The 13,184-nt window shown below is 30.0% G+C and carries 14 protein-coding genes and 1 tRNA gene; 2 read left to right on the top strand and 13 right to left on the bottom strand.

The window, feature by feature from the left end:
- Positions 1-249 precede the first annotated feature (249 nt).
- The 9 genes from C8D80_RS12380 to C8D80_RS12340 all read right to left on the bottom strand — a co-directional run bounded on the left by C8D80_RS12380 (position 250) and on the right by C8D80_RS12340 (position 7,777).
- Complete coding sequence (locus tag C8D80_RS12380; RefSeq protein ID WP_133610866.1) at positions 250-1,248, bottom strand: FecR domain-containing protein; 999 nt, start codon at positions 1,246-1,248, stop codon at positions 250-252.
- Positions 1,249-1,250: 2 nt separating this feature from the next.
- Positions 1,251-2,075 (bottom strand): tetratricopeptide repeat protein, encoded by an 825-nt coding sequence (locus C8D80_RS12375; protein ID WP_133610863.1) that lies wholly within the window; start codon positions 2,073-2,075, stop codon positions 1,251-1,253.
- Positions 2,076-2,384: 309 nt separating this feature from the next.
- A complete protein-coding gene (locus C8D80_RS12370; RefSeq protein ID WP_133610861.1) occupies positions 2,385-3,416 on the bottom strand; it encodes a DUF6371 domain-containing protein in 1,032 nt (343 codons plus the stop codon).
- A 52-nt stretch (positions 3,417-3,468) separates the two neighbouring features.
- Entirely contained in the window at positions 3,469-3,678 is a 210-nt protein-coding gene (locus tag C8D80_RS12365; protein ID WP_133610859.1) for a hypothetical protein, read from the bottom strand.
- Between the two features lie 10 nt (positions 3,679-3,688).
- Positions 3,689-4,702, bottom strand: coding sequence for an AAA family ATPase (locus C8D80_RS12360; protein WP_133610858.1), 1,014 nt, complete (start codon positions 4,700-4,702; stop codon positions 3,689-3,691).
- Positions 4,703-5,090: 388 nt separating this feature from the next.
- On the bottom strand, positions 5,091-5,924 hold the full coding sequence (locus C8D80_RS12355) for a hypothetical protein (RefSeq protein WP_133610855.1): 834 nt from the start codon (positions 5,922-5,924) through the stop codon (positions 5,091-5,093).
- Between the two features lie 51 nt (positions 5,925-5,975).
- On the bottom strand, positions 5,976-6,266 hold the full coding sequence (locus C8D80_RS12350; RefSeq protein ID WP_133610853.1) for a helix-turn-helix domain-containing protein: 291 nt from the start codon (positions 6,264-6,266) through the stop codon (positions 5,976-5,978).
- 32 nt (positions 6,267-6,298) lie between these two features.
- A complete protein-coding gene (locus C8D80_RS12345; protein ID WP_133610851.1) occupies positions 6,299-7,648 on the bottom strand; it encodes a tyrosine-type recombinase/integrase in 1,350 nt (449 codons plus the stop codon).
- 55 nt (positions 7,649-7,703) lie between these two features.
- A tRNA-Met gene (locus C8D80_RS12340) sits at positions 7,704-7,777 on the bottom strand.
- Between the two features lie 151 nt (positions 7,778-7,928).
- On the opposite strand from C8D80_RS12340, the gene C8D80_RS12335 reads away from it, so the two are divergent.
- Positions 7,929-8,321, top strand: a complete 393-nt coding sequence (locus C8D80_RS12335) for an START-like domain-containing protein (RefSeq protein WP_133610849.1) — start codon at positions 7,929-7,931, stop codon at positions 8,319-8,321.
- 52 nt (positions 8,322-8,373) lie between these two features.
- Positions 8,374-9,213, top strand: coding sequence for an aminotransferase class IV (locus C8D80_RS12330; protein ID WP_133610847.1), 840 nt, complete (start codon positions 8,374-8,376; stop codon positions 9,211-9,213).
- Here the strand turns inward: C8D80_RS12330 and C8D80_RS12325 are convergent.
- The 4 genes from C8D80_RS12325 to C8D80_RS12310 all read right to left on the bottom strand — a co-directional run bounded on the left by C8D80_RS12325 (position 9,206) and on the right by C8D80_RS12310 (position 13,175).
- On the bottom strand, positions 9,206-9,766 hold the full coding sequence (locus tag C8D80_RS12325; RefSeq protein WP_133610845.1) for a YqgE/AlgH family protein: 561 nt from the start codon (positions 9,764-9,766) through the stop codon (positions 9,206-9,208). The two genes, C8D80_RS12330 and C8D80_RS12325, sit on opposite strands and share 8 nt — an antisense overlap.
- Before the next feature lie 123 nt (positions 9,767-9,889).
- Positions 9,890-10,165 carry an HU family DNA-binding protein gene (locus C8D80_RS12320; RefSeq protein ID WP_008256752.1) on the bottom strand — a complete coding sequence of 92 codons (276 nt, stop codon included), beginning with the start codon at positions 10,163-10,165 and terminating at the stop codon, positions 9,890-9,892.
- 176 nt (positions 10,166-10,341) lie between these two features.
- Positions 10,342-11,289, bottom strand: coding sequence for a methionyl-tRNA formyltransferase (gene fmt, locus C8D80_RS12315; protein ID WP_133610842.1), 948 nt, complete (start codon positions 11,287-11,289; stop codon positions 10,342-10,344).
- Positions 11,289-13,175: a RecQ family ATP-dependent DNA helicase gene (locus C8D80_RS12310; RefSeq protein ID WP_133610840.1), complete on the bottom strand. Its 1,887-nt coding sequence runs from the start codon at positions 13,173-13,175 to the stop codon at positions 11,289-11,291. Before C8D80_RS12310 ends, fmt begins: the two co-directional genes overlap by 1 nt.
- Between the last annotated feature and the right edge of the window lie 9 nt (positions 13,176-13,184).

Raw genomic sequence — 13,184 nt, 5'->3', positions numbered from 1 at the left:
AAAGTTTAAAAAAACTTTTTTCAATTATTATAACATAATTTGTTTTTATGCTTTCACAATATTAAAATTAAAAAAAATCATATCCGTACGGAAATCCGTAAAGACAAAAAAAATTTTATTCTATAAAAAGGGTATGATCTATGGATAAAAAACCTCTTTTAAAGTGGTTTAAAAGAGGTTTGGGGATTAAGGTAGTTTTCAAAAATGTGGGTTAGAAAGACTAATCGAACTATTAGCTAAACATACTATTTATTTATCTTGATTGTTAAATTCTTTTATTAATTCTTTTAGTGTCTCTATATCTAATTTTGAAATAGCATCAATTTTTCCTTCTGACGTTATAGAAATTTTTTTGCCAGGTGTAAGAATTACCTTTTCTTCTTTGTTTAATGTTTCTACTTCAAGTTCTCCTTCTATTAAAAATACCTCAGTATAACTATTTGAGCTGATTTCAACTTTATATATAGTACCTCTTTCAGCAAGAGCACATGTAGGTGTTCTTATAGAAAACTTACGTTGAATAGTTCTTAATAATTGAGGGTCATTACTTATTATAGCCCACAATCCACCTTTAATTAATTTTAAAACATTTAGCTCGTTTTCGGGAATAATAAAAGTTGTACTTTGATTTATTTTTACTTTTTTTTCATTTTCAAGCATAATAATTAATTCAGTCCCTTGTTCAGTTTTAATACTGTCACCGCCTTTAAAATTTATATTGTTTATTTCTGAACAATCATTGTAAATTTTCCATCTCCCATCACTATAAATTTTAAATCCATTTCCTGAAGTTTTACAGCCTGAAATTTTTTTTATAATATTCCCACTTGATTTATTTGATACTGGCAATCCTTTTAACTGTTGTTTTGTAGTGTTATGATTTATTTTTGCTAATGAATCTTGTACTTTCTGTTTAGTTTGTTTACGAGTTTCGTTAATTGAAGCTTGTATAGCTTCCTCTTTCTCAACCCAAGCATCTATTTCGTTGTTTATTTGGAATAACAAATCAAACAGCATTTTTTGTTCTTGAGATTGATTTGAACTTGGTAATGCGGGTTGTTTTTGTTGTTTACCTTTGTTGTTATATGGGCAGTCGGTAGCGTGAGCCCCATTCATCATTTTACAAGAAACACATTGAGCACCACTTACAGGTGGAACCTGACTAAAAACGTCAGTTGTATTAAGCATTATTAAACTAAGGATGGTTAAAATGCAAAATATTTTATTTTTAAAGGATGATTTTTTCATATCTAGTTATTTAAATTTATTTTCCACTCACTTATCTTGTCCTGTACTTCTTTTTTATCTTCTGCATTAGGCTCCACAATTAAATATCTTTTCATGTTATAAATAGCAAATTGGTAATTTTCTGTAAGAGCATAAACCAATGCTAGGTTGTAGTATAATGGAGGATAGGACTTTAAGTTGATATTGATAGCTTCTTCATACAATTCAATTACTTTGTTGTATTGCTTTTGATCAAAAAACAAATTAGCTTGAACCATTAATTCTCTTTGTTTTTCGATTTCCTCTGAATTGTTTTTTTGGTTCTGGTTATTTTGGATTTTTTTCTCAAAATCGATAAGTAAACTATCTAAGAATTTTGACTTTTCATTTTTCTCTATTTCCTTGCTATAGTTTTCTCTAAGAATTACAATATTATCAGCAAATTTTTTCAAATTCTCACCTTCTTCAAAAGTAGGTTCGTTAAATGATAAATTTCCCAAAACAACACTTTTTGGATAATAGTCTTCAAATTTATTAAGTATTGAGGTTTTAAAAGTTTTAGTTGGAGCTTTTTCTCCCTCTGATAGGATTTTAGCCTTACCACTCAAAGTCACTTTAAACTTTGTGGGTTTAGCAACTATAATAAGGGTATCATACTTTAGTTCAACTTTTTCGATTTGAATCAAATAGTTAAATGTCGTAGCGTTTATTTTTTCATCTACGCGAATTTTATTGCTAATGATGAGTTCTATCAACTCTGATTTGGCTTTTGTATATGTTCCTATTTGTGCAAACAAATGAAAATGACTAATACAAATGAGAAACATTATAATGGATAGTTTTTTCATGTTATGTTTTTTGTATAAACATTAATATTTCTTTTTATGGTTTCTAAGAATTACCAATACCATCTTTTGTGGTTCACTTTTAGTAATTTAGAGTACCATAACATGCTATAACAAATTTAAAAAAAACATTCCGTTTAGTTGCTGATTTTTATCATGAAAACCATAATTTGGTAATTAAGAATAGCAACTTCTGTTTCAGTTTAGATTTAATAAATTAAATCGTTATTAAAATTAAAAAAGTGCAATTTGTTTTTGAGATGGGATAGAATTTCGACTCTAATTTTTATTTAAGGTTTACTGGTTTGTTTTTTAGGTTAATAAATCGGTTCTAATCCCTCCACCTTTTTCGTCAATTAAATCAAAGGTTTTGATTAGTTCAATGATGAGTGGATTTTTCGTTGCAATTCGTTGCAACTGTTTTTCGGTCTCTGATAATTGGAATTCGTTTGTAATTTCGGTTTTACTTTTTTCGTTTAAATTAAAATAAATATCATCTAAATCTGTTCCTGTAGTGTAGTTGCAACCCTCTAACAACTTACTGCATTTAATAGTATAGCCCAGTTTAGTTAATTCCAATGTTTTTTTATTCCAGTCTTCATATTCGCCACAGTCAGGAAATAAAATAATGTTGTAATTTTTTAAGCTTTGAAGTAATTCATGTTTTAGATTTTGCTTGCTGCCAGTTGCAACCCACAACGTGTTTTTTAAAAACAAACTCATAGTAATAGCCGTCTTTTCCGATTCTACAATGGCAATAGTTGGTTTATTTGCAAGGGGTTGCAATGATTTCGCAACTAGATGTTCGCCAAATAAACATTGTTTTAAATTGTAATCTTGCAAGCCTAAAACTTTATGCACCCAATTAATGTGCGGAAAAGGTTCTTTTACTCGTTTGCCAGTCCTCGGGTTAATTAGCATTATTTTACCACTACGTACTTTGTTGTTTTGGTCAATTTGCCAAAAAACGGTAGCACCTTTCCAATGTTTTGAGGTTCCTACTCTGTATTTTTTGAAACATTGTAAAATTTCTTCCTTTTTAAAATGTTGGGTTAAGTATTGGAATAAATAGTTTTCATCATATTTAGTTTCTGAGGCTGAAACAAATCTTGAATCTATTGTAGAAATCGGTTGCAATGGTTTTATTGTAGAACTGTCAACCAAAGTTGGGTTTGAAGTAGGAGGTAAGTGATAACCGCAACTGCTTTCACGATCACATCTGCCAAATTCATCAGAGAGATAGTTTTTCGTTTCATTATCCACATATCGCACAAATCGTTTTTTTGCACACGAAGGGCAATTGAATTTTTTACTAGAAATATCAAGTGAAAATTTAAAATTCATAGTATTTGTTCGTTACATTCGTAAAAATCGTAAAGAAAAATGTTTACGATTTTTACGAATTGCGGTTTTTAGGTTTAGAGAAAACAGTTTTTATTAATAGTTCAATGGCTTCTTGTTTTGAAATCAACACTTTTTTAGTCTTTTTATTTTTTGGAGTGACGATTCTCAGATTATATTCGTCATTTTGAACCAATGTCATGAAGTGCCCTTTTTCCTCATCGGAAAGAGCTTTAAATACTTCATATGCAACATTGGCTTTCATGGATGCTTAATTAGGATTTCAATTTGTTTAATACATATCGAACAGTACCTTCAACGATTCCTAATTCATTAGCAATTTCAACATTACTTTTTCCTTGATTGTGAAGTTCAAGTATTAAATCGTTTCTATCGCTTTTACTTGCAATTTCAACAGTTTTGAGGTGTTCGTATTCATTATCAAAATCAATAAAGCTAAATTGTAAAAAGCTGTTAATCTTTTCGATTTGACAAAGGATTATATTTTCAGTGCCATAGCGTTGTTCTGTATTACGATGCTTAATTTGTTTGATATATTTCAACTTGCTTTGTCTTGCACTTTCGCCAATAGCAAAAGCACTATCACAGAAGTTAATCAACATTTTACTTCCTGATAAATCGTTTTTGGTTAGAGGTTTTGATGAATCTCTTTTAGGAGTGTGAGCTAGAATTAGCAAGGAAAGATTGTGCTTATTTTTTAAAGCTTTTAATTCTTTCATCAAAGACAAAGCATCTTTAGCTTTTTCAGTCTCGTTTTTTAAGTAGGTAAGATTATCAATGATGATAATTTTAATGTTTTTTTCAATAATTGTAACCTCTAAAGATTTTATAAATTCTTTTTCGAAATCTACAAAGTTATTGCACATGAATTCGTCGTTTATTTCTGCACGAATAAAGTTTGATGGAAATTGGTAATGTTCTGAATAATCGTTTGAATATCGATTTTCAAATTGTTTGTCAGATAGTTCGAAATCGAAATAAAGCACCTTTTGGGCTTCAACTTCATTTTTTAGCCCACATGTAGACTTTCCAGAAGCTATGCTTTCCCCAGCTTGAACGGCTAAAATAGATTTACCTAAATTGGTGTCTGCAAAAAGAATACAAACTTCATTTTCAAACCAAAGTTCACCAAATAACATTTTAGGTATTGGTCTGGCTTTTGCATCTTCAATCCACTCATTAGCGGTTTTGATAATGAATTGATTGTTTTTATTTTCAGAGCCTAATTCTTTAATTAGGGTGTTTTTTAGTTCCGTCAAATTTTCCATAACAATGAATTTACAAGACCAAAAGTATAGTTTGAGTTTTTATATTAAACTCTAGATAATTGGTTAATTCATTATTTTTCAATTGCTTTCTGATAGTTTCAAGGAAAATCTGGTTTTTTATTAAAACTTTCAAATTACTTTCTGGTTTTCCAGAAACTTTCAAATTGAATTATTTATAACAATGAATTTCTTTTGGTAAAATTCAGTTAAATCTAAAATATGGATTTAGGATTATGTAGGATTATGTAGGATTATGTAGGATTATGTAGGATTATGTAGGATTATGTAGGATTATGTAGGATTTTTCCCTTAGCCAGCAGTATTGTTTTCAAAAATTAAAAATATGTTTTGATTACTTTTTAAGAATTATTACTTCTTGAAAAACAAATCATAGTTTTTCAAGAAGGTTGGAAATTTTGGTTCTTAATTGAATGTATTTTTTGTCGTTATAGACATTAATTTTATTAATAAAAACAAGTCTAGAAATGTATTTTTCAGAACCAATACTATTATTAAGGCATTCAATTAATTTTTTTTTATTACCATATTCATCAATAATATAACCTAGACTACTAAGGGCTGTAAACATTCTGTTTATTGTTATATTATTACTGTTTTTAAATTCATTTATTATAACTTTTTCAATTGCTTCGGCATTTCCTTTAATAATTAAATCTTTCAGTTTGGATTTAGATTCTTGTATTGGAATTGTAGATTTTGGTAATTCGGACTTGAATTTTGCAGAAAAAAAAATATTATTGATTTCTTCTAGATGTGAATTCAGTAATTCTTGCTGTAAATCAAGATATTTTATAATAATATCGGAATTTTTTAAATCAGTATACTTGTTATCTCTATTTAATTTGTCTATTTTTTTTATAGTATCTTCTAAAAATTTCTTGTATTCACTAACTAAAAAATTAAATGAATTGGAATTTAAGTTTTCTTGGAGACTTAGAAGACGAAATATATTAGACCTTAACAATTCCCGTTTGTCTAGTAAATTTAAATAATCGTCTAGGCTAACATCGTCTTTTAATGATAAATCTTTAGTACGTAATACAAGATTAATTTTTTCAATAGGCTCTTCAGTACTAGGTTTTATGTCACTAAATACATGTGAATCAAAAATTGATTTTTTTACGAAGCCGTAAAGCATCATTCTATTAAGATTATCTTTTAAATATTTTATATTATCTATGTAATCTGTTTTATCAGTCATTGTTAATTTAAATTAAAATATTTGGTTGCAACTAGTTGCAACCAATTGCAACTAAGATTTAAAACTTTCGTTTATAAAACGTTGAACATCAATTTTCTTGTGTAATACCTTGCCTCCAATTTTATATTTTGGTATTAGATTATTCTTTGTGATTTCCCAAAGCTTAACCAAAGAGATATTTAATAAGTCTGCCGCTTCGGTTCTTGTAATCATTTCTTTTTTATTGTCTTCAATTTTTTCCTTTTGTAATAAAGGCTTTAGTTGCTCTAAAATTGCGTTTACAATTTCCGTTTTAAATTCCTCAGCACTTACAGTTTCAATTTGAATTAATTTTGTTTCCATTTCTATATTATATGATTAGGAAACAAAGGTAACTATCTAAACAAATTAGAATAATCCTCTGGAAGTTCAGCATCTATATCACGTAAGTATTTTTCAAGCGCATCCATAGTCACGTGCCCTGTAATGTTCATCAAAATGCCCTTGGTTTCATGAGGAGACTTGTTTTCTCTTAAATTTCTATACAGTTTGGTTATAAAGGTGTGTCTAAAGCTATACAATCCGTATTCGCTACCCAGATTGAAATGATCTTTAATTACGGTTTTAAAACGTTTTGAAAAGCTGTCTCTTCTATTGTTTTCTTCTGCTACCCATTCTAAACCTAAACCATTAGGAGTAAACAAATAATTGTCTTGATTTAGTTGCGATAAATCTGGAAGTTCTTGAAGCAAAATATCAGGAATTATCTTTGTTTTTAATTTATTCGTTTTGGTTTTAACAGATAATTTTTTCTCTTTTAAATTTATACTTTTTACTAATAATCTATTTACTTCAACTGGTCTTAAAAAGTTAAAGCTAATGAATTTGATGTACAAAAGGAGTAAAGGATCGTTTTTCTCTAAATATTCAAAAATTTCTTTTTCTTGTTCGGAGGTATACGTTTTGTTTTTTTCTGCTTTTGAACTAAGTATTTTGATTTTTTTTACAAAGTTGCTTGCCACAATGTCGTTATCTTCTAAAGTTTGAAAAAAACTACTTAAATCGGTTCTGTGATTGTTTCTTGTTCGTGCGCTGTTTTTAACTAGAATGTCATTCAAGTAATCATTAACAGCCTTTCTATCTATAGACGAAATAGGGCTACTTTTATCAAAGTTACTAGCGAATTTATTTATTCTGTTTTCAAAGTTTCTAAAAGAAGTGCCAGACAAAGTTTTTTTCTTTAATCTGAATACAAAATCTAAAGTTTCCTGAATGGTTAATTCATTAGATTCTTCGGTTACAATTTTTAGATTAGTATTTACAATAGTTTCTTCTACTTTATTTTTGTTGGGTTGTAGGTTTAGTTCAATTATTTTAGCAGTATTATCTTCGTAAGGGTTTAGTCCTTTTTCTAAAATAGCCTCTAGTGCTTTTTTCATCACTTTAAGATATTCTAGCCTTTCATCTTTTGTGTGGTAACGATTTGCGCCAGCTTTTACATGAGGCATTCTTTTTAGTTTGCCTGTTTTTTCATCTCTAAAACCGTAATAGATAAACCAATCTTTTTCTAAAGCTTCCTTTTTTTGTTTAGATGTAAGTTTATTCCATTGGGTTACATCTACACCTCCAGTATAAATTTTTGGTTCAGAATAATTTCTTTTCATGGTGAGTAAATTCGCTGATTTAGAGGTAAAATCGTTTACTGTTTTGTTTACTGTTTGTAAAACTAAGAAATATTTAGACATAAAAAAAACGGATTAGTAAACACTAATCCGTTGATTTTTAAACACTTGTTTTTCGTAGCGAGGACGGGAGTTGAACCCGTGACCTCAGGGTTATGAATCCTGCGCTCTAACCAACTGAGCTACCTCGCCAAAGGTCGGTGTGACATCCTTGTTGAATGCGGGTGCAAATATAAAACTATTTCTATTCTTTGCAAATATAATTTTGTAAAAAAAATAAATAAAATGTTTTTTTGTATATTCAATTAATTCTATATATATTTCCAACTTAAATATTACAATAATGAGTACAAAAGTAAAATATGAATTAGAATTCCCCATTCAATCTTCGCCACAGCTACTATATCAATACATTTCTACACCATCAGGTTTGTCTGAATGGTTTGCCGATAACGTAAATTCGAGAGGTGAGTTTTTTACTTTTATTTGGGATGACTCGGAAGAGAAAGCAAAATTAGCCTCTAAGAAAACAGGTGAACGTATTAAATTCAGATGGTTAGAAGAAGATAATACTGAAACCGATTACTTTTTTGAACTAAAAATTATGGAAGATGAAATTACTAAAGACGTTTCTATTGTAATTTCAGATTTTGCTCACGAAGATGAATTAGACGAATCTAAATTATTGTGGGAAAATCAAATTTCTGACTTAAAACATGTGTTAGGTTCCGTTTAAAAAATCAATTATATAAGTTATATTTGTCCCGATTTAAAAATCGGGATTTTTTATGGTAAATTGTAACGGAAATATTCAGGAAAATAGCGCAATTCTTATTGATTCAAACAGAGGTTTTTTGTTTGGAGATAGTGTTTTTGAAACCATTAAAGTATTAGATAATAAAGTACTTTTTCTTGAAGATCATTATTTTAGATTAATGGCTTCAATGAGAATTTGCCGCATGGAAATTCCTATGAATTTTACCATGGAATATTTTGAAGAGCAAATTTTAAAACTAATTGCTACATTTTCAGATTCTAATTCATATCGTGTTCGCTTTTCTGTTTACAGAGATTCAGATGGTTTTTATTTGCCAAAAACGAGAAATGTACAATTTATAGTTGCTGCTTCGTCATTAAATTCCGATTTATATGCAATTGATAAAGAATCTTATGAAGTTGAATTATACAAAGATTTCTATGTTTCAAAACAATTACTTTCCACTTTAAAAACCAATAATAAAATGCTTCAAATCACCGGAAGTATTTTTGCAGACGAAAATGGTTATGATAATTGTTTGGTTTTAAATGACGAAAAGAATGTGGTGGAAGCTTTGCAAAGTAACTTGTTTATGAAAACGGGTAATGTAGTAGTAACTCCACCAGTTTCTGATGGTTGTTTAAACGGGATTATGCGCAAACAAATACTAGAACTATTGAAAAAAATAGAAGGAATCGAAGTTAAAGAAGCTTCTATTTCTCCTTTTGATTTGCAAAAAGCGGATGAGTTATTCTTGACCAATGTAATTTCGGGAATTCAACCTATAACTAAATACCGTAAAAAAGAATACACTGCTGAATTTGCTTCAGATGTACTTAAAAGATTGAATGCTAAAATCCGACTTAGTTAAGCATTGGGTTTTCCGGTGCATTTGAAAATAACACGTATTCACCACCTTGTTCAATTATCTTTTCTTTCCAAAATAAAGTGCTTGCTTTTGAAAGTAGTTTGTTTTTGAGTGTATTCTCAGCTACAATCCACGAATTTTCTTGCATCTCCATTTCTAATTGGTTAACACTCCAACCACTATAGCCAAGGAAAAAACGAATATGATTTTTCGTAATTCTTCCTTCGTTTATCAATTGTTTGGTGGTTTCAAAGTCGCCACCCCAATAAATTCCATTTGAAATTTCAACACTATTTGGGATAATATCTGGAATATTGTGAATGAAATACAGATTGTCCTGTTCAACAGGTCCGCCATTGTATATTTTAAAAGAAGCTTCAATTTCCGGAAGCAAATCATTGATGGTATAGTTCAAAGGTTTATTTAAGATAAAACCAATTGAGCCTTCATCGTTATGTTCCGCTAATAAGACCACAGAGCGATTAAAAGAAACATCTCCTAAAATCGAAGGTTCTGCAATTAACAGATGGCCTTTTTTTGGTAAAGTTGATATCATATTTCTGTAGTTAATTAATTAAAGTTATCAAAAAAAAATTACAAATTCAAAATATTCTCGATGAAATGCAAAAAAAAGTCCCGATTTGCATCGAGACTCTCTTATTTTGATGTAACAAAAATATTATTTGTTTACTGCACCTTCTAATTCAGCACCAGCTTTGAATTTTACTACGTTTTTAGCAGCAATTTTGATAGTTTTACCAGTTTGAGGATTTCTACCATCTCTTGCAGCTCTTTTAGATACTGACCAAGATCCGAAACCTACTAAAGACACTCTTCCACCTTTGTTTAAAGTTCCTTCAACATTGCTTAAAAATGATTCTAAAGCTAATTTAGCAGCTGCTTTTGTAATACCAGCAGAAGCTGCCATTGCATCGATTAATTCTGATTTGTTCATGATTAAAGTTATTTATAATTGGTTAAACTTAATTATTTATCACAAATTTAGCGGTATTGTTGAACTACGCAAGTATTCGTGCTATTTTTCGACTAAAATGTTGATAAATTAGATTAAATGTTAATAACATTGTTTGTTTTTTTAATTTTCATCCTTAAATATAGTGTTTTCAAGGCTTAAAGCGCTATCGCATTTTCTGAAAACGAAATTCCATTTAATAATTCATGAGCCAACATTCTTTTCTTTCCTGGGAATTGTAAACTTTCAATTTTTAAAAGACCATCTTTTGTAGCAATAAAAATCTCTTTTTTAGTAGTTGTAATCTTTCCGATAGTTTCCGAATGTGTTTTTTCTTCAAAATTCGCTAAATAGATTTTTACATTCCATTCTTGGTCACCATCTTTTATAAAAGTCCAAGCTGCTGGATAAGGAGATAAACCTCTGATTAAATTAAATATCGTATTTCCTGATTGCGACCAATCAATTTTGCAATTCTCTTTATTTAATTTGTAAGCCGTTTTAACATCAGGATTGTTTTCCTGTAATGTAGTGGTCGCTTTTCCAGATTCAATTAATTGTAATGTTTCTAAAACTGTCTCACTTCCTAAATGCATCAAGCGGTCGTGTAACTCGCCAGCAGTTTCGTTTGCTCCGATTTCTGTTTCCTTACTTAAAATCATCGCACCCGTATCAATTTTATCATCAATAAAGAACGAAGTAACTCCTGTTTTGGTTTCTCCGTTTATGATAGCCCAATTAATAGGCGCAGCCCCACGATATTCAGGTAACAAAGAAGCGTGAAGATTAAATGTTCCTAATTTTGGCATTTTCCAAACTACTTCAGGCAACATTCTAAAAGCAACAACGACTTGTAAATTGGCATCTAAACTTTTTAATTCGGCTAAAAATTCTTCTGATTTTAAATTGGTAGGTTGTAATAAGCGTAAGTTTTTTTCTAAAGCATATTCTTTAACCGCACTCATACTTACTTTTTGTCCACGACCTGCTGGTTTGTCTGGAGCAGTAATAACGCCTACAATATCATAGTTGTTTTTGTAAATAGTATCCAGAATTCCAACAGCAAAATCGGGAGTTCCCATGAATACAATTCTAAGTTTTTCCATTATATAAGGTAATATTGATTGTTTGAATTGATTTTGATTCGATTATTTTCCAATAATAATTGAATGGCAAAGATAGTGGCTTCTGAAGAAATGTGAAGTTGGTTTTCTATTTCTCTAGAGGAAAGTGGCTCTTTTTTTAATAATTGAATTACGTTTTGAGTAATTTCTGTTGGATTAGCCTTTTTTTTTGAAAAGCAATACGAACAAATACCACAATCTTCTTTAGTAATCTCATCAAAATAAGCCAAAAGCATTTTGTTTTTACAAGTGTTTTCGTCAGAAATGTAATGTACAACTCTTTGAAACTGATCTTGTTTTAATTTGTTTTGATGTTCTAAAAATTTCGCTACACGATTAATTGTCAAATCGTCTTCTCGCACTTCATTGAAAGTGATGCTACTGTCGTTGTTTTTGGCGTGTAAAATTATACATTGACTTGCAGCTAGTTTATCAATTACTTCTTCCACATGTGCTTCAGTAGTGTGCGCTTTTTTGGCTACCAAGTGCGGATTAATTGTGGTTTCTACCTCAAAAATTCCAGAATAGGTTCTTAAAATCGTGGTAATAACGGGTTCATCATGTGGATGCAAACTAATGTAACGAATCACTTCTTTACTTGGAATGATAAATTGCAAACTTATTTTTTCTGTAGATTCGCTTTGGAACGTCAGAATTCCTTGTCGGTCTAAAAATTGTAAGCTATTGAAAGTTGGGATTACAGGAAAATGATAATGCGCACAAAATTGGTTCAAATTGAAAGCAAAACTTTCGTTATATCCTTCTCCGTATGCAATTTGAAAGTAATTATTCAGTTTAACGTAAACGTCTCTAACAAATTTTTTATCGGGCAAAACATCAATAAATTGTGCTTTGGTGTAACCAATATCAGTAGCATTGGTTAAGATAATTCCAAATGCTTTTTCTCCATTTCTTCCAGCTCTTCCGGCTTCTTGATAATAGTTTTCAAGGTTTTCAGGAAGTTGAATATGAATAACCGTTTTCACATCGGGTTTGTCAATTCCCATTCCAAAAGCATTCGTTGCTACTATGACTTGAGATTTATTCTCTAACCACGATTGCATGTTTTTCTCTTTTTCTTTTGCAGGTAATCCACCGTGATAAAACGTACAACTAAATCCCAATTGATTCAACTGTTGTGAAGTTTCAACACATGATTTACGATTACGGACATAAATAATAGAAGATTGCGGATTTTTAGTTAAAATCTGCTGTATTTTGAAAAGCTTATCTTCTGTTTTAATCACATGATAAGCTAAATTTTCTCTAGTAAATGACTTTGTAAATACTTTTGGATTGACCAAAGCTAAATTCTTACAAATATCTTCCTGAACTCTTTTATTGGCTGTTGCCGTCAATGCTAAAAATGGAGTAGTAGGAAAATGTTCTTTTAAAGCCGAAATTTTCAAATACGCCGGTCTAAAATCATGTCCCCATTGGCTCACACAATGCGCTTCGTCAATAGCAATAAGGTTTATGGGTAATTGTTTTAAGCGCTCAACTATCCAGTCGTGTTGTAAACGTTCGGGAGAAAGATATAAGAATTTATAATTTCCGAATTGACAATTGTCTAAAATATCAATTACATCATCTTGCGAAACGCCACCAGTTAAGGCAATAGCTTTGATATTTTTGCTTTGTAAATTCTGCACTTGGTCTTTCATCAAGGCAATCAAAGGAGAAATTACCAAACAAATTCCGTTTAATTGAATAGCAGGAATTTGAAAACATACCGATTTTCCTCCTCCAGTAGGTAAAAGGGCAAACGTATCATTACCACTTAAAACCGATTGAATGATTTCTTCTTGAGGTTCTCTAAAACTATCGTGTTTCCAATATTTTTGAAGAATTTGTAAGGCTTCAGACATGTGAATTGG

Origin of the sequence: Flavobacterium cheniae (assembly GCF_004363695.1) — a bacterium.
Classification (GTDB): domain Bacteria; phylum Bacteroidota; class Bacteroidia; order Flavobacteriales; family Flavobacteriaceae; genus Flavobacterium; species Flavobacterium cheniae.
Note: the sequence above shows the minus strand (reverse complement) of the source record. Positions and strands in the feature narration are given on the sequence as shown.